Source organism: Jiangella alba (assembly GCF_900106035.1).
Lineage (GTDB): Bacteria > Actinomycetota > Actinomycetes > Jiangellales > Jiangellaceae > Jiangella > Jiangella alba.
Genome location: NZ_FNUC01000003.1, coordinates 2,394,412 through 2,415,371, shown reverse-complemented (window position 1 = coordinate 2,415,371; position 20,960 = coordinate 2,394,412). Strand labels below are relative to the sequence as shown.

The following is a 20,960-nucleotide window of genomic DNA, read 5'->3' as shown; positions in this document are numbered from 1 at the left end:
GAGCGAAGACAACGGGAGGCGCTGATGGTACGGCTCACCCGCGCGCAGACCCAGGAGCGCACCCGGTCCGGCGTGTTGGCCGCGGCCCGCGCCGAGTTCGCCGACCGCGGCTACCGCGACGCGACCATCGACGGCATCGCCGCCCGCGCCGGGCTCACCCGCGGCGCCATCTACGCGAACTTCGCCGGCAAGCGGGCGCTGTACCTGTCGGTGCTGGCGGCCGACGCGGAGCGGGCCGCGCGGGCGCGCCGTGGCGACGCCGCCGGGACCGCCACGCCGCGGGAGGCGCTCGCGGCCATCGCCCGGGCCCGTCTCGGCGCCGGTCTCCCCGCCGACGTGCTCGACGACGAGCCCGCGCGCGCCGCGTACGCGCAGCTGCTGGAGCTGGAGGCGCTGGTGCTCGGGCTCGCGCTGGAGCGGCTCGGGCTGCGCGGGCGGGCCGTGCGCGTCGCGGCGTCGGCGCTGACCCTGCTGGCCGGCGCCGACCACCTCGCCACCGCCGCGCCGGGCTTCGTCGACCAGTTCGACGTCGTGGCCGCCTGCGAGCTGCTGACGGCGCTGCCGGCCGACCGCGGCTGGCCGCGCGCCTACCTGCAGCACGTCTCCCCCGCCCGGCCGGTCGACGAGCCGTGGCCGGACGGTCCCGCGCCCCGCGACGGCGTCGTGCACCTGCTGGGCCTGCGCCGGCTGGAGGCGGCCGAGGAGTCGGTCCGATCGGCACCCGCCGGCGTCGCCGTCACCGTGGCGCTGGTGACCGGCGAGCCGGACGAGCTGGCGCCCCTCGCGCGGCTGGTCCTCGCCCGGCTCGACGACACCCTGCGCCGGGCGATCCCCGAGCCGGCCCGGCCGCCGGTGCGGCTGCTGCTCGGCACCGCGGCCGACGCCCTGGCGGCGGCCGCCGGCGTCGCCGCGCCCTCCGACGACACCGAGGTCGCCGTCCGTGTCGCGGCGGGCCGCGTCGTGGCCCGTGCCGAGGGTCGCGGCGCCGGCCACGCGGCCGCCGTGGTGCCCGTCACGACAGCCGTGGCGCGCCCTGCCTGAGCGCCCGCCTGGCGTGCGCGCCGAGCCCGCGCGACGCCGCCACCCCGAAGGCGTCGCCGCCCTTGGCCTTGCGGTCGTCGGTGCCCCACTGCCGGTTCCGCGGCACCGGCATCAGCCGCGGCACGTGCTTGGAGCAGTGGATATAGGCCTCCTCGACGTGTACCGTCACCCACCGCTCGGGCCGCCGGCCGGGGACGTCGGCGTCGACCGGCTCGTCCGGGTGCCACTCGGCGAACTCCGACGGCGACAGCAGCTCCGCCGCGCCGTTGACGTGCAGGCCGACGAGGTCGCGCACGAAGTCCATGAAGAGCAGGCCGACGTGGCCGTTCTCGACGATGTTGCCGGCACTGGCCATGACGCCGTTGCCGCGGTACTCCGGCCAGGCCAGCGTCCGCGGGTCGAGCACCCGGACGAAGCCCGGCGGACCGGCCCGGAAGGTCACGTCGCACTCGCCGCCGCCGTCGGCCGAGCCGACGAACACCATCTCCATGCGGCCGACGAACTCGCGCATGTGGCCGTTGAGGTGGTCGGCGACCTGTTCACGGTAGAAGCGGTCAGCCCGTTCCCGGCTGCCGTACGACTCCTGCAGTGCGTGCTCGCCGGCCGAACCGGGCCGATCGTGCGCAGCATCGTCCATGTGTCTACCTCCGCATCCCCCGCCCCCGGGTGGCGTACGACGCACCATGATCGCCTACAGAGGGTGATCTTCGATAGTCAAACGCCAGAATTCGGTCACTCTGTGTGCTTCTTCACGTTTAGCCCGGCAGGATCAGCGCCAGCAACGGCGGCCAGCCGGGCCGCCGCCAGACCGGGCTGGCCTCGCCCACCACCTCCCAGCCGCGCGCCTCGTACCACCCGACGACGGACTGCGCCGGCCCGATCGGCAGGACGTCGAGGCACGGCGCGAGGTCGTGCTCGCGCATCCACCCGACGGCGGCGTCGAGCAGCGCCGCGCCGGCGCCGTGCCGCTGCCGGTCCGCCGCGACGAACAGCCGCCCCACGACGGCGCACGCGGCGACCGGGCGCCCGTGCGCCGCGCTCCAGGCGTCCTGCAGGACGGTGCCGGCGCCGTGGTCGGTGGTCGCGGCGGCGCCGACGCTGACGTGCCCCGCCGGTCGGCCGGCGTCGTCGGCGGCGACGAACGCCGCCAGGCGGTCCGGCTCCTCGATCCACCCCGCCGGGTCGTCGGGCAGCAGGTACGGGTAGCCGGTGACCTCGTGATCGCGGGTCAGAACGGCCGCCAGCTCGGGCACGTCGCCGGGCCTGCGGGGTCGGATCCTCATCGGCACCACCGTATGCGGCGACGCCGCAACCTCACCAGCCGCGCCGATCGAGTGGCTTCGAGACGCCCGACCAGGGACCATGGAGACCTGACTCGCGGCGTAGCGAGCACCACACCGAACCGCGACGAAAGGCCGCCCGATGACCTCTGCCGAGCCGATGCCGCAGTGGCCGGGTGCGGCGTACCCGCTCGGCGCCACGTACGACGGCTCCGGCACCAACTTCACGCTGTTCAGCGAGGTCGCCGACGGCGTGGAGCTGTGCCTGTTCGACGGCGACGGCGCCGAGACCCGGCTGCCGCTGACCGAGGTCGACGGTTTCGTGTGGCACACCTTCCTGCCCGGCGTCGAGCCCGGCCAGCGCTACGGCTACCGCGTCCACGGCCCGCACGATCCCAAGGCCGGCCACCGCTGCAACCCGGCGAAACTGCTGCTCGACCCGTACGCCAAGGCCGTCGACGGCACGTTCGAGTGGCACCAGGCGCTGTTCGGCTACCAGTTCGGCGACCCCGACAGCCGCAACGACGACGACTCCGCGCCGCACATGCCGAAGGCGGTGGTCATCAACCCGTTCTTCGACTGGGGCACCGACCGGCCGCCGCGGCGCGAGTACGCCGAGACCGTCATCTACGAGGCGCACGTCAAGGGCCTGACGAAGACGCACCCGGACATCCCCGAGGAGATCCGCGGCACCTACGCGGCCATCGCGCACCCGGTCGTCCTCGACCACCTGACGTCGCTCGGCGTCACCGCGCTCGAGCTGATGCCGGTGCACCACTTCGCCAACGACTCCACGCTGCTGGACAAGGGGCTGTCGAACTACTGGGGCTACAACTCCATCGGCTTCTTCGCGCCCGACCCGAAGTACAGCTCGGCCACCACGCCGGGCGGGCAGATCGGCGAGTTCAAGGCCATGGTGCGGGCGCTGCACGAGGCCGGCATCGAGGTCATCCTCGACGTCGTCTACAACCACACGGCCGAGGGCAACCACCTCGGCCCCACGCTGTCGTTCCGCGGCATCGACAACGCCGCCTACTACCGGCTGGTCGACGACGACAAGCGCTACTACCTCGACTACACCGGCACCGGCAACTCGCTGAACGTCGGCAACCCGCACTCGCTGCAGCTGATCATGGACTCCCTGCGGTACTGGGTCACCGAGATGCACGTCGACGGCTTCCGCTTCGACCTCGCCGCCACCCTGGCCCGCGAGTTCTACGACGTCGACCGGCTGTCGGCGTTCTTCGACCTCGTGCAGCAGGACCCCACGGTGAGCCAGGTGAAGCTGATCGCCGAGCCGTGGGACCTCGGCCCGGGCGGCTACCAGGTGGGCAACTTCCCGCCGCAGTGGACGGAGTGGAACGGCAAGTACCGCGACACCGTCCGCGACCTCTGGCGCGGCGAGCCGGCCACGCTGGGCGAGTTCGCGTCGCGCCTCACCGGGTCGGCCGACCTCTACGAGCAGTCCACCCGGCGGCCGGTCGCATCGATCAACTTCGTCACCGCCCACGACGGCTTCACACTGCGCGACCTCGTCTCCTACAACGAGAAGCACAACGAGGCCAACCTCGAGGGCAACGCCGACGGCGAGAGCCACAACCGCTCCTGGAACTGCGGCGTCGAGGGACGCACCGACGACCCCGAGGTCAACGCGGTGCGGGCGCGCCAGCAGCGCAACTTCCTCGCGACGCTGCTGCTGTCGCAGGGCGTGCCGATGATCTCGCACGGCGACGAGCTGGGCCGCACGCAGGACGGCAACAACAACGCGTTCTGCCAGGACAACGAGCTGGCGTGGGTCGACTGGGACGACGCCGACCGCGCGCTGCAGCAGTTCACCCGCCGGGTCACGGCGCTGCGGGCGGCGCACCCGGCGTTCCGGCGGCGCCGGTTCTTCAACGGCCTGCCGGTGCGCCGCCCGGGTACCGAGGGGCTGCCCGACATCGACTGGCTGCGCCCCGACGCCAGCCCCATGACGGAGGCCGACTGGGACGCCGGGTTCGGCCGGGCCATCGCGGTGTTCCTCAACGGCAACGGCATCGCCGAGGTCGACGCGCGCGGGCAGCGAGTCGTCGACGACTCCTTCCTGCTCTGCTTCAACGCCCACCACGAGCCGCTGGAGTTCACCCTGCCCGGCCCCGAGTTCGGCGCCGCCTGGGACACCGTCCTCGACACCGCCGACGACGACGCCGGCGACCGCGGCGGTCCGCGCCCGGCCGGGTCCGTCGTCACCGTCCAGGCGCGGTCGCTGCTGGTGCTGCTGACGCCGCGGGACGCCGCGCCGTGACCCCGCCGTCGTCGACCTACCGGCTGCAGGTCAGCGGCGCGTTCCCGCTGGCGGCGGCCGCCGAGCTGACGGCGTACCTGCGCTCGCTGGGCGTGGGCGCGGTGTACCTGTCGCCGCTGCTGCGCGCCACGGCCGGGTCGGCGCACGGCTACGACGTCGTCGACGTCACGCGCATGGACGACGACCGCGGCGGCGAGGCGGGCTGGCGGGCGCTGGTGGCGGCGGCCCGGGCGCATGGGCTACGCATAGTCGTGGACCTCGTCCCGAACCACCAGGGCGTCGCCGACCCCGGGCAGAACCCGGCCTGGCACGACCTCCTGCGGCACGGCCCGGCGTCGGCGTACGCGCCCTGGTTCGACGTCGACTGGTCCGCCGGGCGGCTGCTGCTGCCCGTCCTCGACGGTGCCGACGCGGTCGGGCTCGACGGCGACGCGCTGCTGGCCGCCGGGGTGCGCTACCCGCTGGCGCCGGGCAGCGGGCCGCGGCCCGGCGACACCGCCGCCGACGTGCACGCCCGCCAGCACTACGAGCTGGCCGACGCGCGGCGGGCCGACACCGAGCTGGCCTACCGGCGGTTCTTCGCGGTGTCGTCGCTGGCCGGGGTCCGGGTCGAGGACCCCGAGGTCGCGGCGGCCACGCACGAGCGCGTCCTGCGCTGGGTCGCCGACGACGGCGTCGCCGGGCTGCGCGTCGACCACCCGGACGGGCTGGCCGACCCCGGCGGCTACCTGCGCCGGCTGCGCGAGCAGGCGCCGGACACGTGGATCCTGGCGGAGAAGATCCTGGAGCCGGGCGAGGCGCTGCCGGCGGACTGGCCGGTCGACGGCACGACCGGCTACGACGCGCTGGCCGAGGCGGGCCCGCTGTTCGTCGACCCGGCGGGCGAACCGGCCCTCGACCGCCTCTACCGGGACGTCACCGGCGACGAGCTCGACTGGGCCACCCACACGGAGGTGGGCAAGCGCGCGGTCGCGACGACGATCCTGCGCTCGGAGTTCCATCGGCTGGCCCGGCTGGCGCCGTCCGTCCCCGACGCGTTCGCGGCGCTGACGTTCCTGGCGGTGGCCTTCCCGGTGTACCGCTCGTACCTGCCGTCGTCGGGCGCGGACCACCTCGCCGCGGCCGTCGCGACGGCGCGGCGGCGGCACCCGCGGCTGGCCGCGGCGTTCGACGCGCTGGAGCCGCGGCTGACCGACCCCGCCGACGAGCTCTGCGTGCGGTTCCAGCAGACCACCGGCGCCGTCATGGCCAAGGGCGTCGAGGACACCGCCGCTTACCGCTACACCCGGTTCGTCGCGCTCAACGAGGTCGGCGGCGACCCCGCGCGGTTCGGCCGCGACCTCGACGACTTCCATGCCGCCCAGGAGCGGCGGCTGCGCACGGCGCCGCGCTCGATGACGACGCTGTCCACCCACGACACCAAGCGCGGCGAGGACGTGCGGGCCCGGCTCGCGGTGCTGGCCGAGGTCCCGGACGAGTGGGGTGAGCTGGTGCGGCTGCTGGCGGCCGAGGCGCCGATGCCCGAGCCCACCACGGCGTACCTGCTCTGGCAGACGGTGGCCGGCTTCGGCCTGGACCAGCCCGGGCGGCTGCACGCGTACGCGGTGAAGGCCATGCGCGAGGCGGCCGGGGCGACCGGTTGGGCCGATCCCGACGAGGAGTTCGAGGCGGCGGTGCACGCCGCCCTCGACACCGCGGCGCAGCGGCCGGACCTGCGCGCCGCCGTCGAGGCGTTCATCGGACTCATCCGGCCGTACGGCTGGTCCAACGCGCTCGGGCAGAAGCTGGTGCAGCTCACCATGCCCGGCGTGCCCGACGTCTACCAGGGCACCGAGGGCTGGGACGACTCCCTGGTCGACCCCGACAACCGCCGCCCGGTCGACTGGCCACGGCTGCGGGCGCTGCTGGGCGGGCTGACCGTTCCTCCCCCGGTCGACGACACCGGCGCCGCCAAGCTGTGGGTCGTCTCGCGGGCGCTGCGGGTGCGGCGCGACCGGCCGGAGCTGTTCACGGCGTACCGTCGGGTCGCGGTGCACGGCCCGGCGGCGGAGCACGCGGTGGCCTTCGACCGCGGCGGCGCGGTGACGGTGGCGACGCGGCTGCCGGTGCGGCTGTCGCGGCGGGGTGGGTGGGCGGACACCGTCGTGGAGCTGCCGGGCGGACTGGTCGACGTCCTGACCGGGCGGCCGTACGGTGGGACGGTGCCGCTCGCGACGCTGCTCGCCACCTATCCTGTCGCGCTGCTCGCCCCACCCGCATGACGACGTTCCTGGTCTGGGCCCCGGCCGCCCGCCGCGTGCAGCTGCGGGCCGGGCGCCGTTCGGCCCGGGCGGTGCGGGCGCCGGGCGGGTGGTGGACGGCGCACGCGCCGGCGCCGCCGGGCACCGACTACGGCTGGCAGCTCGACGACTCCCCCGACGTGCTGCCCGACCCACGCGCCGCCTGGCTGCCGCACGGCGTCGAGGGCCGGGCCCGGGTGTACGACCACGCCGCGTTCGAGTGGACCGACGCCGCCTGGACCGGCCGCCCGCTGGCCGGCGCCGTCCTGTACGAACTGCACGTCGGCACGTTCAGCCCGGAGGGCACCTTCGACGGCGCCATCGGCCGGCTCGACCACCTGACTCGCCTGGGCGTCACGCACGTCGAGGTGCTGCCGGTCAACGCGCTGGCCGGCGAGTGGAACTGGGGCTACGACGGCGTCGGCTGGTTCGCCGTGCACCAGCCGCTGGGCGGGCCGGACGGCTTCAAGCGGTTCGTCGACGCCTGCCACGCCCGCGGCCTGGCCGTGCTGCTGGACGTCGTCTACAACCACGTCGGCCCCAGCGGCAACCACCTGCCCCGGTTCGGTCCGTACCTCACCGACGGCGCCGGCACCGCGTGGGGCGACGTCGTCAACCTCGGCGAGCCGTCGGTGCGCCGCTACGTCATCGACAACGCGCTCATGTGGCTGCGCGACTACCACCTCGACGGCCTGCGGCTCGACGCCGTCCACGCGCTGGTCGACCCGCTGGCCGGGCGCGGTCACCCGCACCTGCTGGCGGAGCTGTCGGCGGCGGTCGAGCGGCTCTCCGGCGAGCTGGGCCGGCCGCTGCCGCTGATCGCGGAGTCCGACCTCAACGACCCGATCCTGATCGAGCCGCGCGCCGACGGCGGGTACGGCCTGGACGGCCAGTGGGACGACGACGTCCACCACGCGCTGCACGCGCTGCTCACCGGCGAGCGGCAGGGCTACTACGCCGACTTCGGCTCGCTGACGGTGCTGGCCAAGGTCGTGCGCGACGCGTTCCTGCACGACGGCCGGTTCTCATCGTTCCGCGGCCGCCCGCACGGCCGGCCGATCGATCGCGCCCGCACGCCCGGCCACCGCTTCGTCGTCTGCCTGCAGAACCACGACCAGGTCGGCAACCGCGCCGCGGGCGAGCGACTCACCGAGCTGACCACGCCCGCCCGGCAGCGCATCGGGGCCGTGCTGCTGCTGACGCTGCCGTTCACCCCGATGCTCTGGATGGGTGAGGAGTGGGCGGCGTCCACCCGCTGGCCGTACTTCACCTCGCACCCCGACCCGGTGCTGGCGGCCGCCATCGGGCCGGGACGGCTGGCCGAGTTCGAGCGGCACGGCTGGGACACGTCGTCGATGCTCGACCCGCAGGACCCGGCCGCGTTCCGCACCGCCCGGCTGGACTGGACCGAGCCGGAGCGGCCGGAGCACGCGCGGATGCTGGAGCTCTACCGGCGGCTGATCGCGCTGCGGGCGGCCGAGCCCGAGCTGCGCGACGGCGACCTCACCGCCGTCGCGTCCGGATTCGACGAGGCGGCCGGCTGGTTCGTGCTGCACCGGGGCGCGCTGCGGGTGGCGGTCAACCTCGCCGGCGAGCCGCGGCGGGTGCCGCTGTCCGGCCCGGCCGGCCAGTTGCTGCTGGCCACCGGCCCGGTGGCGCTCGACGGCGCCGTGGCCGAGCTGGGCGCCGAGACCGCCGCCGTCGTCAGGACGGCGTCAGGCCACCCCCTAGCCACTCCCGCAGCGTGACGGCGTCGCGGACCAGCGCCTCGGGGTCGTCGCCGGGGACGAACTCGAGCAGCGCGTACCGTTCGGCGTCGTCGCGGCCGGCCAGCGTGCCCAGCACCGGCGTCCACAGCGCCGCGCCGTCGGCCAGCGGCAGGCGTTCGCCGGCGGCCGTCCAGGTGAACACGTGCACCGTCACCAGGCCCGGCAGCAGCGCCGTGGCCTCGCGCAGCGCGTCGTCCGGGTGCTGGCCGAGCCGCGGCTGCCAGTACGGCCGCAGCCCCGGGTGGTCCGCCGCGGCGTAGAGCTCGAGCGCGGACTCCAGCGTGTCGGTGAGCGTGTTCGGGTGGTGCTCAACGGCGATCTCGACGCCCTCGCCCCCGGCCAGGCCGGCGATGCGGCGCAGGTCGGCGGCGACGCGGCCGCGGTGCTCCGCCGTCGCCTCGGCCGAGCCGAGCGTCCCGGCCCAGACCCGGATGCGCGGCGCACCCAGCGCGACCGCCGAGCGCAGCACGTCGTCGAACTCCCCCGGTTCGTGGTCGCCGGCGCGGTAGTACGAGCCGTACGCGACCACCCGGACGCCGTGGTCGGCGCTGGCCGCCGCCGTGCGCTCCGCCGCCGCGACGTCGCCCACCGGGACGTGCACGTCGCCGCCCCACTCGACCGCCGTCAGCCCGGCCCGGCCCATGACGCCGAGCACGTCGTCGACGCCGAGCTGGCGGAACGTGATGGACACCAGGCCCGTCTGCACCGTCACGCCTGCACCACCAGGTCGGCGCGGCGCACCTCGTGCTCCAGCGGCCGGCCGGCGGCGAACCGCTCCAGCTCGTCCAGCGCCAGCGCGGTGAGCCGGCGGCACTCGGTGCCCAGGGCGCCCGCGACGTGCGGCGTCAGCACGACGTTGGGCAGCCGGTACAGCGGCGAGTCGGGCGGCAGCGGCTCCGGATCGGTGACGTCGAGGACGGCGTCGAGCCGGCCGCGCTCGCACTCGGCGGTCAGTGCGGCGTGGTCGACCAGCGCGCCGCGGGCGGTGTTGATCAGCGTGGCGCCGTCCTTCATCAGCGCACATCGACGCGCGTCGATGAGGCGACGGGTCTCCGGCAGCGACGGCGCGTGCAGCGTGACGACGTCGGCCCGGGCCAGCAGGTCGTCCAGCTCGGCCGGCTGAGCGCCCGCGGCGGCCACCTCGGCCGGGTCGGCGTACGGGTCGGCCACCAGGACCGTCAGCTCGAACGGGCGGAGCAGCTCGGCCACCCGGCGGCCGATGCGGGAGAACCCGACGACGCCGACGACCCGCCGGTAGTTCGACGCACCCGAGATGTCGTCGCGCCAGCCCAGCTCGCCGGGGTGGGCCCGGAACCCGGCGGCGAAGCGCGGCACCCGCTTCCCCGCGGCGAGGATGGCGGCCAGCGTGTACTCCGCCACCGGGACGGCGTTGGCCGCGGCCGCCGTGGTGACCACCAGCCCGCGCTCCCAGCAGGCGTCGGTGACGTGGTGCTTCACCGAGCCCGCGGCGTGGAACGCGGCCCGCAGCCGGGGCGCGCCGGCCAGCACGTCCTCGTCGAGCGGCGGGCAGCCCCACGACGTGACCAGCACGTCGGCCTGCCCGAGCGCCGACCGCACGGCGGGGTCGGCGAACGTCGCCACCGGACCCGGCAGCACCAGGTCGGCCAGCTTCTCCAGCCGCGCCCGCAACTCGTCGTCGAACAGGTCGCGGTACGCGGTGTCGGACATGACCAGCATGGCGCTGACCCGCTCAGTCGTCATGCCCCCAGGGTAAGCGCTTGCTCGACCCGGCCCGACAGCGGTTTGTGCGCGATCTGCCAGCGGCCGCCGGCACGCTGCCGCCATGACGTATGCGATCCGGACAGAAGGACTGGTCAAACGGTTCGGCGACACCACGGCGCTGGCCGGCGTCGACCTCGGCGCCGCGCCCGGCACCGTGCTGGGCGTGCTCGGCCCGAACGGCGCCGGCAAGACCACGGCGGTGCGGATCCTCGCCACCCTGGTGCGGCCGGACGCCGGGCGGGCGCTCGTCGACGGGCTCGACGTGACCCGCGACGGCGACGCCGTCCGCCGCCGCATCGGGCTGACCGGCCAGTACGCCTCGGTCGACGAGGACCTCACCGGCCGGGAGAACCTGGTGCTGTTCGGCCGGCTGCTGGACCTGCGCCGGGCCGACGCCCGGCGGCGGGCGGACGAGCTGCTGGCCCGGTTCGAGCTGACCGAGGCCGGCGGGCGCCGGGTGTCGACGTACTCCGGCGGGATGCGCCGGCGCCTCGACCTCGCCGCCAGCATGGTCGCGCGGCCGCGCGTCGTGTTCCTCGACGAGCCCACCACCGGCCTGGACCCCGGCAAGCGCGAGGACGTGTGGCGGATGATCCGGTCCATGACGGCCGACGGCGGCACCGTGCTGCTGACCACGCAGTATCTGGAGGAGGCCGACGCGCTGGCCGACGAGATCTCCGTCCTCGACCACGGGACGGTGATCGCGCACGGCACCCCGACCGAGCTGAAGCGGATCGTCGGCGGCCAGACGCTGGCCGTCCGCCCGGCCGACCCCGCCCGGGTGCCCGACGCCGCCGCCCTGCTGGAGCGGGTGGCCGGGCGCGCCCCCGACCTCTCGGGCGGGCTGCTCACCGCCTCCGTCGACGGCGACGACGTGCTGGCCGCGGTGGTGCCCGCGCTGGCCGGCTCCGGGATCGCCGTCACCGAACTGGCGCTGCGGCTGCCCAGCCTCGACGAGGTGTTCTTCGCCCTCACCGGCCGGACGGAGGTGGCCGCATGACGACGCTCGCCCGGCACGCCGTCGTCCTGGCCGGACGGGGCCTGACGAAGGCCCGCCGCAACCCCGGCGTGTTCCTCGACGCCATCTTCCTGCCGGTCGTCTTCCTGCTGTTGTTCGTCTACCTGTTCGGCGGCGCCGTCGCCGGGTCGACCCAGGACTACCTGCAGTACGTGTTCCCCGGCGTGCTGGTGATGACGGCGATCCTGGCCGGCCTCACGTCCACCGGGCTGAGCATCAACCTGGACATCAAGAAGGGCGTGTTCGACCGGTTCCGCAGCCTGCCGATCCCGCGGTCGGCGCCACTGCTGGGCACGGTGCTCGGCGACGTCGTCCGGTACGTCGTGGCGGTGGCGACGCTGTTCGCGCTCGGCCTCGCCCTGGGCTTCCGGCCGACGGAGGGCCTGGCGCCGACGCTCGCGGCCGCCGGGCTGGCGATCGTCTTCGGCTTCGCGCTGAGCTGGGTGAACGTGCTGATCGGCGTGGTGGTGAAGGAGGAGACGCTGGTGACGTCGGTGGCGTTCCTCGGCATCTTCCCGCTGGCGTTCGGCACCGACATGGTCGCGCCGTCCGACACGCTGCCCGGCTGGCTGCAGGCCTGGGCCGACGTCAACCCCGTCAGCCAGGCGATGGACGCGGCGAGCGGGCTGCTGCTGGGCGGTCCGGTGCGCGACGCGGTGCTGGCGACGCTGGCGTGGTCGGCCGGGTTCCTCGCGGTGTTCGTCCCGCTGGCGGTGCGGGCCTACCGCCGCCGCGCGTAGCCGGTGATCAGCGCGTCCGCGTCCGGGCCGGACAGTGACCGGCCGCGCTCGTAGGCCGTCGCGAACCGGTCGTCGCCCAGCTCGTCGCGGAGCCGGGCGGTGAGCCGGATGACGTCGGGGTTGAGGCCGTCGGCGGCGCCGCGCAGCGCGTGCGCGGCGCCCAGCACCTCCGCGGCCTCGTCCGGTGCGCCGGCTCCGTGCCGCAGCGCGGCCGCGGCGACGCCGACCGCCGCCACCAGCGGCAGGTCCTTGATGTGCCCGGCCGCCCCGGCCGCCGCCGTCAACTCCCGGACGGCGGCGTCGCCGTCGCCCGCGGCCACCGCGAGCTGAGCGGCGGAGGTGCCCAGGATCGCGACGAACATCGGCTCGCCGGACTCCGCGACGTGCGCCGCCGCCTCGCCGTACCAGCGGCCGGCGCCGCCGAGGTCGCCGTCGAGCCGGTCGAGGTCGCCGAGCAGCACCCGGACCAGCACGACGCAGTGCACCGACGACGCCGCGGCCAGCCCGGCCAGGCCGAGCAGCTCGGCCCGGGCCCGCTCCGGCGCGCCGGTCCAGGCGTGCAGCTGGGCCAGCCAGGCGCGCTGCTCGATCACCTCGTCGGCCGGGTCGAGCCGCCGGCGCAGCGCGATCGCCCGCTCCAGCGCGTCGGCCGCCGTCGCGTCGGCGAACATCGTCCGCATCAGCGCCAGGAACGTCAGCGCCGTCGACTCACCCCAGAGGTCGCCGGCGGCGCGGTAGGCCGTCGCCGCCGCGTCGAGGTCGGCGATCGCCGCGGGCATCTCGCCGCTGGTCCCGCCGAGCATCGAGCGGACCAGCAGCAGCCCGCCCCGGGTCCAGTCGCCGGCGCCGGGCAGCAGGCGGTCGGCCGCGGCCACGCCGGCGTCGGTCTCGTCGGCCAGCAGCGCCAGCAGCGGGTCGAGCAGCGCGAGGACGGGGTGCCCGGCCGCCGGCGCCGCGGCGGCCCAGTCGCGCAACGGCCCGATGATCGCCAACGCCTCCGGGTTGTGCCCGCCGAGCAGCGCGTTGAACACGTAGTACGCGACGACGACGGCGCGGCGCTCCGGGTCGGCCGGCCCGGCGAGGTCGAGCAGCCGGCGCAGCCGGTGGGTGGTGCTCGTGTGGTCCGACGACACCGTCCAGTAGGGCGCCAGCGCGGCGCCCAGGCGGACCGCGGCCGCCGGGTCGGTGGCGACAGCCAGCTGCACCGCCGCGCGCAGGTTCTCCCACTCACCGCGCAACAACGCCAGCCGGCGCGGCTGGTCCGCCGACCGCAGCCCCGGTTCGGCCCGCTCGGTCAGTTCCAGCACCGACGCCACCAGCGCGGCCTCGGCGGCGGGCCGGTCGCCGGACGCCGTCAGCCGGGCCAGCGCGAACTCGCGGATCGTCTCCAGCATGCGGTAGTGCGGCTCCGGGCCGTCGTCGGCGAGCTGCAGCAGCGACTTGTCGACCAGCGCGGCGAGCAGCTCCGGCGCGTCCGGCCCGGCCTGCGCGGCCGCCGTCGCCGGCGTCACGATGGGCACGACGCCGAGCCGCTCGAGCAGCGTCCGCTCCGGCTCGGTCAGCAGCTCCCAGCTCCACGCGACGAGGTCGCGCAGCGTGCGGTGGCGCTGCTCGGCGGTGCGGGCCCCGCGGGTCAGCACGCCGAAGCGGTCGCCGAGCCGGCTGGTCAGCTCGGCCAGCGGCAGCGACCGCAGCCGGGCCGCCGCCAGCTCGATCGCCAGCGGCAGCCCGTCGAGGCGGCGGCACAGCTCCGCGACGAGCTCAGGGTCGAGGTCGGCGCCGGGCCGGATGTCGCGGGCCCGCTCGGTGAACAGCCGGACGGCGTCGGCCTCGGCCAGCGGGCGCACCTCGTAGAGCGCCTCGCCGGGCAGCCGCAGCGGCTCGCGGCTGGTCGTCAGCACCCGCAGCCGCGGGCAGCGCGCCAGCAGCTCGCCGGCCAGCGCGGCGGCCGCGTCGACGAGGTGCTCGCAGTTGTCCAGCAGCAGCAGCGTCTCGCCGCCACCGAGCGTCTCGACCAGGCGTTCGATGGCGGTGCGCTCGGGCGACTCGGCGGTGCCCGGCGCGGCCTGCGCCAGCAGCGCGTCGGCGGCGGCCGTCGCCACGTCGTCCTGTCCGGTGACCGCGGCCAGCTCGACCAGCCGGACCGGCGTCGGCAGCGTCGCCGCGGCCGCGACCGCCAGCCGGGTCTTGCCCGCGCCGCCCGGCCCGGTCAACGTCACCAGCCGGGCCCGGCCGAGCGCCTTCGCCACCCCGGCGAGGTCGTCGTCGCGGCCGATCAGCGAGGTCAGCGGGACCGGCAGCGCCGGGGCCGGTCTGGGCGCCGGTTCGTCGTCGCGCAGGGCGGCCCGGTGGGCGGCGCGCAGCTCCTGGCCCGGGTCGGCGCCGAGCTGCCCGGCCAGCAGCGCGCGGGCGTCCTCGAACGCGGCCAGCGCCTCGGCCCGGCGCCCGGCCGCGACCAGCGCCTGCACGTGCAGCGCCCGGAGCCGTTCGCGCAGCGGCTGCTCGGCGACGAGCGCCCGCAGTCGCACCGCGACGTCGGCGGGTGCTGCTCCCCCGGCGAGCTCGGCCTCGGCGAGGTCCTCGGCCGCCGCCAGCCGCAGTTCGTCCAGCCGCGCGACGACCGGGCCGGCCACCGCCGCGCCGTCGAGGTCGGCGAGGGGGCGGCCGCGCCACAGTGCGAGCGCCTCGCTCAGCGCCGTCGTCGCGTCGGCCGGGTCGCCCGCCCGCAGGCGGTCGCGTCCGGTCCGCGCCAGCCGCTCGAACCGCCCCGCGTCGACGTCGTCGGCCGTCAGGTCCAGCTGGTAGCCGCCGGCCAGTTGCCGCACCCGCGTCCCGTCCGGCAGCAGCCGGCGCAGCCGCGACACCAGCGTCTGCACCGCGTTGACGGGATCGCCCGGCGGATCGTCCGGCCACACCGCGTCGACCAGGGCCCGCACCCCGACGACGGCGCCAGGGTCGAGCGCCAGCCGGGTCAGCAGCGCCCGCAACCGCGCCCCGCCCACCGCGATGACCGTGTCGCCGTCGCTCAGCCGGACCGGCCCGAGAATGCCCACCTGCACGGACCCAGCCTGTCACGACCGTCAGCGGACCACCCGGAAGGTCAGGTGCGTGACGCCGGGCGCCTCGACCACGCGCACCCGTTCCAGGGCCTGCGACTCGGGCCACGCGTGGAAGAACGGCGTGCCGCCGCCCAGCAGGACGGGCACCTGGTGCAGCGTCACCTCGTCCAGCAGGCCGGCGGCCAGCGCCGCCGCCGTGACGCCGGTGCCCATGAGGCCGACGTCGAGGTCGCCCGCGAGCTCGGCCGCCCGGGCGACCGCCTCCTCGATGCCGCCCGCGACGGTCTGCGCCGCGGACGCCTCGGGGACCGGCCGGTGGGTCAGCACGACCAGCGGGGCCGTCGGGTGCGGACTGCCGCCGCCGAAGCCGCCCGAGTGGTCGTACGTGGTGCGGCCGCAGATCACCGCGCCGTCGCGGCTCGCGAGGTCGTCGAACACCGCGGCGCTCGGCGCGGACAGCCGGAAACCGTCGAACACCCGGCTGGGCACGTCGCCGTCGAAGTACCAGTCGAACAGCCGCTGCCCGCCGCGGCCGAGCGCCTGCTCCGGGCTCGGGTCGGGGCCGGTGACGTAGCCGTCGACGGACACGGACAGGGCTGTGAAGACGCTCATCGTCGGGTCCTCTCGGGGTGCGGGTCGGGTCAGGCGCGGATCGCCTGCGGGAAGTCGAAGAAGCCGCCCGGGTCGTACGCGGCCTTGACCCGGCGGAGTCGGGCGAGGTTCGGCCCGTGGTAGGCCCGCAGCGGATCGTCCAGCCGCGGGTCGGGGAAGTTCGGGTAGACGCCGCCGGTCCCCCACGGGTGCGCCGCCGCCCAGGACCGGTCCAGCCAGCCGGCCGGATCGGGGCCGGTGACGGCGTGCTTGACCAGGAACCGCGCGTCCCGGTGGGCGAAGGCCGTCGCGCCGACCGGCACGCGGGTGTAGGCGCCGCCCCACGGGCTGACGTCGAGCTCGCGCGTCTCGCCCGCGACCCGGTCCCGCGCCAGGCCGTCCACCAGCGCCGCGACGGCCTCGGCCGGGAGCGCCCGGGCGACGTACTCCGAGCGGCTGAGCGGACGGTGCTCCGGCGCCGGCCCGGCCATCCGCGCGCCGAGGTCGGCCAGGTGCTGCTTGGTGGCGGCGTACGGACGGGTCGCGACGTCTGTGGTCGCGGGCCGCGTGCCGACCTGTGCGGTGAGCCGCGCGAGCAGCGCGGCCGTCTCCGGCTCGGCGCCGAGCAGCGTCCCGAACACGTTCACGACCGGCGGCCGGCCGGGGTCGGGGCCGCCCACCAGCAGCAGGCTCGCGGCCAGCTCGTCCGGTCCGTCCGGCGACCACTCCTGCCACGCGGCGAGCACCGCGGCCGCCGCAGCGCCGGGCCAGGTGAGGTGGAACGCGGTCACCTCCGGCTCCGGCACGGCCCGGAAGATCAGCTCCGTCACGACGCCGAACTGGCCGCCGCCCGCGCCGCGCAGCGCCCAGAACAGGTCGGCGTCGTGCTCCTCGTCGCAGTCGACGACCCGGCCGCCGGCCAGCACGACCCGGGCCGCCGTCAGCCGGTCGGCCGTCAGCCCGTACCGCCGCCCGAGCACGCCGAATCCGCCGCCCAGGGTGAGTCCGGCGATGCCGACCGTCGGGCCGCAGCCGGCGGGCAGCGTCATCCCGTGACGGGCCAGCTCGGCGTAGAGCTCGCCCAGCCGGACACCGGCGCCGACCGTGACGCGGTCGCCGGCCACCGTCACCGTCCGCATCGGACGCACGTCGACGACCACGCCCGGCGTCCACGAGCGGCCGGCGAAGCAGTGGCCGCCGCTGCGCGGGACCGCCGGCACGCCGTGCCGCCGGGCGAGGTCGATCGCCCCGGCGACGTCCGCGGCGGACCGGCAGCCGACGACGGCCAGCGGGCGGGGCTCGGCTCCGGCGGTGGTGGTCATGGCGGCGACGCTACGCCCGGCGCACCCGCCGTTCTTGAACGAAACGGCCAGCCAGCAGCGGGGTGTACGACGCCGCGTGGTCGTGGCCGCAGCCGCAGGCCTCCTGGGTGTCGCGGAGGAACGTCCGCGGGGTCGCCCCGGTCAGGCGGACGCACTCGCGGGTCAGGTGCGCCTGGTCGGCGTAGCCGGCGTCGGCGGCGAGCCGGGCCAGGCCGCCGCCCGCGGGGTCGCGCCCGTCGGCGAGCGCCGACTGCGTCCGGGCCAGGAAGCCCTGGAACCGCAGCATCCGCTGCAGCGTCTTCGGCCCGACGCCAATGGCGGCGAGGCAGTGCCGGCGCAACGCCCGCTCGGAGACGTGCAGCGTGGTGCCGACGTCGCGCACCTCCGCCGCGTGCCAGGGCATCAGCCGGCGCACGGCCTCGGCGATCAGCGGGTCCGGCCCGGTGACGCCGGCGCGCGCGGCGGCCGCCGTCACCAGCTCCTCCAGCACCTCCACCGCCGCCTCGCCGGTGGTCGCCGCGGCCAGGCGCTCGCCGGCCGCCGCTGCCGCCGTCCCCCACACGTCGGCGGCGCCGACCCGGAGGTCGGTGAGCTCCGACGCCGGCAGCCCGAGCACGGCCGCGGCGGCGCCCGGCCGGAACCGCAGCCCGACGACGGTGCTGCCTGGCGGGATCACGTCGGCCCGCGGCCCCGTGAGCGGGCCGGACAGCTGGGGCGCCGCGCCCACCCGGCACACCAGCTCGACGGCGCCGGACGGGATGTCGCGCTGCACGTAGGCCGGCGAGCCGGGCGCGACGCGCTGCACCCAGGTGGTCGTGAGGAGCCCGGCCAGCCGTCGTCGCGGCGGCCGTTCACGGTAGGTCTGGCCGACCATGGGGACGAGTCTCGCAGACATCGTTGACGTTGTCCCTGGGGCAAGGCCTAGCGTGCCGTACGTGGAGGACGCGCGGCTGACCGTCGGCCAGGTGGCCCGGCTGGCCGGGGTCACCCCGAAGACGCTGCGGCACTACGACCGCCTCGGGGTGCTCCGGCCGGCCGAGGTCGACCCCGTGACCGGGCTACCGGTGGTACCGGCCGGCGCAGGTCGAGCAGGTGCGGCTGGTGCGCCGGCTGCGCGCGCTCGAGCTGCCGCTGGAGGACGTCCGCCGGCTGCTGGAGCTGGTCGGCGACCGCGACGCGTTCCGGTCCGCGCTGGCCGAGCACCGCCGCCGCATCGACGCGCGCGTGACCCGGCTGCGCGGCATCCTGCACACGATCGACCACGCGCTGACCGACGAGGAGTGGACCATGAGCACACCCGCGGCGCCCGTCGCCGGCCCCGAGCTGCACCGCCGGCTCGGCGCCGACCTGTTCAACGACACCTGGCGGCTGATGGAGCTGGAGGACCGCTCGCCCGCCGACGACGTCCTGATGATCCACCAGGCGCACGCGTCGGCCTACCACTGGCTCCAGGCCGGCACGCCGAACAACGTCGCCCGCAGCCACTGGCTGTGCTCCCGGGTCTACTGCGTCGTCGGGCGGGCCGAGCCGGCGCTGTTCCACGCCCGCCTGGTGCTGTCGACCTGCCAGGAGCACGGCATCGGCGACTGGGACCTCGCCTTCGCCTACGAGGCGCTGGGCCGCGCGTACGCCGTCGCCGGCGACCACGACGAGGCCCGGCGCCACGTCGAGCAGGCCCGCCTGGCCAGCGCCGCCATCAGCACCGACGAGGACCGCGAGCTGCTGCTCGGCGACCTGGAGACGATCCCGACCGCCGGGTGAGCGCGTCACACCCGGCGCACCACGTGCAGCAGGTACTCGTCGCGGTGCAGCGGGTCGTGGTCGGTGCGGGGACGCTCCGGCGGCGGGCCGGGCACCGGCTGGTAGCGGTCGAACCGGGTCTCCAGGACGCCCTCGCCGCGGGTCAGCGCCGGTAGCTGCTGCTGCAGCTCGTGCGCGTGCGCCGCGGGGAGGTCGCCCGCCAGCAGGTAGCCGGACGCCGTCGGTGCCGGTGCGCCCGGCACCGCCCGCAGCCGGGCCAGCGCCGGCAGCACCTGGCCGAGGCAGTCGGCCGGCAGCTCCAGCTCGAACCGGTGCACCGGCTCCTGGACCCGCGTCCCCGCCCGTGCCAGCGCCGTCATCAGCACCAGCGGCGTCAGCAGCCGGAAGTCGCCCGCGGTGCTCGACATGCTCTTGTCGAACGTGGCGTGCGAGTGGCTCTGCCGCGGCCAGTACTGCGACCGGACCAGCGTCACCCGGCAGTCGGGCACGTCCCAGCCGTGCAGGCCCTGCCGCAGCGTCTCGTGGACGGTCTCGTCGATCGCCCGCAGGAACGCCGGCGGCAGCGAGCCCAGCTCGATCTCGATGCCGAACGTCACCCCGTCCCGGTCCGGCGCCGGATCGACCCGCAGCCCGACGCCGGCGAGGAACGGGTTGCCGTCCTGCTGGATCAGCTCGACCGCCTCGCCGGTGCCGGTGACCCGCTCGACGTGGATGGTGGTGGACTCGCGGAAGTCGACGCCGATGCCGTACTCGGCCTCGAGGGTCGCCTGGACGACCTCCTTCTGCACCTCGCCGTAGAGCGACACCGACACCTCCCGCCGCAGGTCGTCCTGGCGCAGGTCGATCAGCGGGTCCTGCTCGGCCAGCTGGGCCAGCGCCGCGTGCAGGGCGCCGCGGTCGCGGGCCCGCCGCGGCACGACGACGGTCTCGAGCGTCGGCGGCGCGAAGTGCGGTTGCGCCGCGTCGCCGGCGTGCGCGTCGCCGGCCTCCGCCTTGGCGAGGTGGTCTCCGACGCGCACCCCACCCAGGCCCCAGACCTTGGCGATGCGCCCGGCCGACACCTCCGTGCCCGGCCGCGCGCCGCCGTCGTCGAAGACGCTGATGGCGGTGACCTTGCCGGCCGCCAGCCGGTCGCGGGTGCGCAGCGTGCCGGCCGCCATGCGGACGTAGGCGATCTTCTCGCCGGCCGGGCCGCGCTCGACCTTGAACACGCTGCCCTCCGGCGGGCCGCCCGCGCCGTCGTCCGACACCGGCGTGGACGGCAGCAGCCGCACGATGCCCGCCGTCAGCTCGTCGATGCCCGCGCCCGTGATGGCCGAGCCCGCGAACACCGGGTGCACCCGCGCCGACCGCGACTGCCGGGCCAGCGAGCGCAGCAGCCGCCGGTGCGTGACGCCGTCCGGATGCTCCACGTAGTCCGCGAGCAGCGCGTCGTCGCCGTCGGCCAGCGTCTCGGCCAGCCGGGCGCCGAACCCGTCGTCGGCCTCGGTGAACGTCCTGAACGCCGCGTCCCTCGTGCCCTGCCGCACGGCGCCGCCCAGCGGCACCACCCGCGGCGTCAGCCTGATCGCGAGCTGCCCCGTCACGGCGTCGAGGTCGGCGCCCGCGCGGTCGAGCTTGTTGACGAAGATCAGCGTCGGGATGCGGAGACGGCGCAGCGTGCGCATGAGCACCCGCGTCTGCGCCTGCACCCCCTCGACCGCCGACACGACCAGCACGGCGCCGTCGAGCACACTGAGCACCCGCTCGACCTCGGCGATGAAGTCGGGGTGGCCGGGCGTGTCGATGAGGTTGACCGCGGTGTCGCCGACGGTGAACGCGACGACCGCGGACCTGATGGTGATGCCGCGCTGACGTTCCAGCGCGAGCGAATCGGTCTGTGTGCTCCCCGCGTCGACACTGCCGACCTCGTCGATGACCCCGGCCGCGTACAGCAGCCGCTCGGTCAGACTGGTCTTTCCGGCGTCGATGTGCGCGAGGATGCCCAGGTTGAGCGTACGCACGTGAGCTTCGAGTCCCTTGCTCGGACGAATGGAGTCGCTGGGGTGGACCCGAAAGCTCGGCGCATGCCGC

Annotated in this window: 16 protein-coding genes and 1 pseudogene; 8 read left to right on the top strand and 9 right to left on the bottom strand. The window is 76.0% G+C overall.

What is annotated here, in order from left to right:
- Positions 1-24 precede the first annotated feature (24 nt).
- The gene (locus BLV02_RS13570; RefSeq protein ID WP_069113469.1) at positions 25-1,041 is read left to right on the top strand and encodes a helix-turn-helix domain-containing protein; all 1,017 of its coding nucleotides are present in this window, start codon (positions 25-27) and stop codon (positions 1,039-1,041) included.
- On the opposite strand, the gene BLV02_RS13565 is transcribed toward BLV02_RS13570, so the two are convergent.
- Together BLV02_RS13565 and BLV02_RS13560 are read right to left on the bottom strand one after the other, a co-directional pair.
- A complete protein-coding gene (locus tag BLV02_RS13565; RefSeq protein WP_069113470.1) occupies positions 1,013-1,678 on the bottom strand; it encodes a pyridoxamine 5'-phosphate oxidase family protein in 666 nt (221 codons plus the stop codon). The genes BLV02_RS13570 and BLV02_RS13565 overlap by 29 nt on opposite strands.
- Positions 1,679-1,796: 118 nt before the next feature.
- Positions 1,797-2,324 (bottom strand): GNAT family N-acetyltransferase, encoded by a 528-nt coding sequence (locus BLV02_RS13560; protein ID WP_171906825.1) that lies wholly within the window; start codon positions 2,322-2,324, stop codon positions 1,797-1,799.
- A 139-nt stretch (positions 2,325-2,463) separates the two neighbouring features.
- Between BLV02_RS13560 and glgX the strand changes: the two genes are divergently transcribed.
- Genes glgX through treZ form a run of 3 tightly spaced genes read left to right on the top strand, consistent with a single transcriptional unit; the run spans position 2,464 to position 8,632 of the window.
- A complete protein-coding gene (gene glgX, locus BLV02_RS13555; protein ID WP_069113472.1) occupies positions 2,464-4,605 on the top strand; it encodes a glycogen debranching protein GlgX in 2,142 nt (713 codons plus the stop codon).
- Positions 4,602-6,866: a malto-oligosyltrehalose synthase gene (treY, locus tag BLV02_RS13550; RefSeq protein WP_069113473.1), complete on the top strand. Its 2,265-nt coding sequence runs from the start codon at positions 4,602-4,604 to the stop codon at positions 6,864-6,866. The genes glgX and treY overlap by 4 nt, the downstream gene beginning before the upstream one ends.
- Positions 6,863-8,632 carry a malto-oligosyltrehalose trehalohydrolase gene (treZ, locus tag BLV02_RS13545; RefSeq protein WP_069113474.1) on the top strand — a complete coding sequence of 590 codons (1,770 nt, stop codon included), beginning with the start codon at positions 6,863-6,865 and terminating at the stop codon, positions 8,630-8,632. Before treY ends, treZ begins: the two co-directional genes overlap by 4 nt.
- On the opposite strand, the gene BLV02_RS13540 is transcribed toward treZ, so the two are convergent.
- Both BLV02_RS13540 and BLV02_RS13535 read right to left on the bottom strand, forming a co-directional pair.
- Positions 8,589-9,365: a sugar phosphate isomerase/epimerase family protein gene (locus BLV02_RS13540; protein ID WP_216094418.1), complete on the bottom strand. Its 777-nt coding sequence runs from the start codon at positions 9,363-9,365 to the stop codon at positions 8,589-8,591. The genes treZ and BLV02_RS13540 overlap by 44 nt on opposite strands.
- Positions 9,362-10,375 carry a hydroxyacid dehydrogenase gene (locus tag BLV02_RS13535; RefSeq protein WP_216094419.1) on the bottom strand — a complete coding sequence of 338 codons (1,014 nt, stop codon included), beginning with the start codon at positions 10,373-10,375 and terminating at the stop codon, positions 9,362-9,364. The genes BLV02_RS13540 and BLV02_RS13535 overlap by 4 nt, the downstream gene beginning before the upstream one ends.
- A gap of 82 nt (positions 10,376-10,457) precedes the next feature.
- Here BLV02_RS13535 and BLV02_RS13530 point away from each other — a divergent pair, with 82 nt between their 5' ends.
- Positions 10,458-11,396: an ATP-binding cassette domain-containing protein gene (locus BLV02_RS13530; RefSeq protein WP_069113476.1), complete on the top strand. Its 939-nt coding sequence runs from the start codon at positions 10,458-10,460 to the stop codon at positions 11,394-11,396.
- Entirely contained in the window at positions 11,393-12,154 is a 762-nt protein-coding gene (locus tag BLV02_RS13525; protein ID WP_069113477.1) for an ABC transporter permease, read from the top strand. The genes BLV02_RS13530 and BLV02_RS13525 overlap by 4 nt, the downstream gene beginning before the upstream one ends.
- Here the strand turns inward: BLV02_RS13525 and BLV02_RS13520 are convergent.
- The 4 genes from BLV02_RS13520 to BLV02_RS13505 are packed head-to-tail and all read right to left on the bottom strand — an operon-like array spanning position 12,136 to position 18,021.
- On the bottom strand, positions 12,136-15,213 hold the full coding sequence (locus BLV02_RS13520) for an AfsR/SARP family transcriptional regulator (RefSeq protein WP_069113478.1): 3,078 nt from the start codon (positions 15,211-15,213) through the stop codon (positions 12,136-12,138). The genes BLV02_RS13525 and BLV02_RS13520 overlap by 19 nt on opposite strands.
- A 21-nt stretch (positions 15,214-15,234) precedes the next feature.
- Positions 15,235-15,825, bottom strand: a complete 591-nt coding sequence (locus tag BLV02_RS13515; RefSeq protein WP_069113479.1) for a dihydrofolate reductase family protein — start codon at positions 15,823-15,825, stop codon at positions 15,235-15,237.
- Positions 15,826-15,854: 29 nt separating this feature from the next.
- The gene (locus BLV02_RS13510; RefSeq protein WP_069113480.1) at positions 15,855-17,126 is read right to left on the bottom strand and encodes an FAD-binding oxidoreductase; all 1,272 of its coding nucleotides are present in this window, start codon (positions 17,124-17,126) and stop codon (positions 15,855-15,857) included.
- A 10-nt stretch (positions 17,127-17,136) separates the two neighbouring features.
- On the bottom strand, positions 17,137-18,021 hold the full coding sequence (locus BLV02_RS13505; protein ID WP_216094420.1) for a DUF6597 domain-containing transcriptional factor: 885 nt from the start codon (positions 18,019-18,021) through the stop codon (positions 17,137-17,139).
- On the opposite strand from BLV02_RS13505, the pseudogene BLV02_RS38545 reads away from it, so the two are divergent.
- Positions 17,999-18,154, top strand: a pseudogene (locus tag BLV02_RS38545) (MerR family DNA-binding transcriptional regulator); the annotation flags it as partial. The gene BLV02_RS13505 and the pseudogene BLV02_RS38545 overlap by 23 nt on opposite strands.
- Positions 18,155-18,218: 64 nt before the next feature.
- Positions 18,219-18,887, top strand: a complete 669-nt coding sequence (locus BLV02_RS13490; RefSeq protein ID WP_141711739.1) for a MerR family transcriptional regulator — start codon at positions 18,219-18,221, stop codon at positions 18,885-18,887.
- Between the two features lie 5 nt (positions 18,888-18,892).
- On the opposite strand, the gene BLV02_RS13485 is transcribed toward BLV02_RS13490, so the two are convergent.
- Positions 18,893-20,890, bottom strand: a complete 1,998-nt coding sequence (locus BLV02_RS13485) for an elongation factor G (protein ID WP_069113481.1) — start codon at positions 20,888-20,890, stop codon at positions 18,893-18,895.
- Between the last annotated feature and the right edge of the window lie 70 nt (positions 20,891-20,960).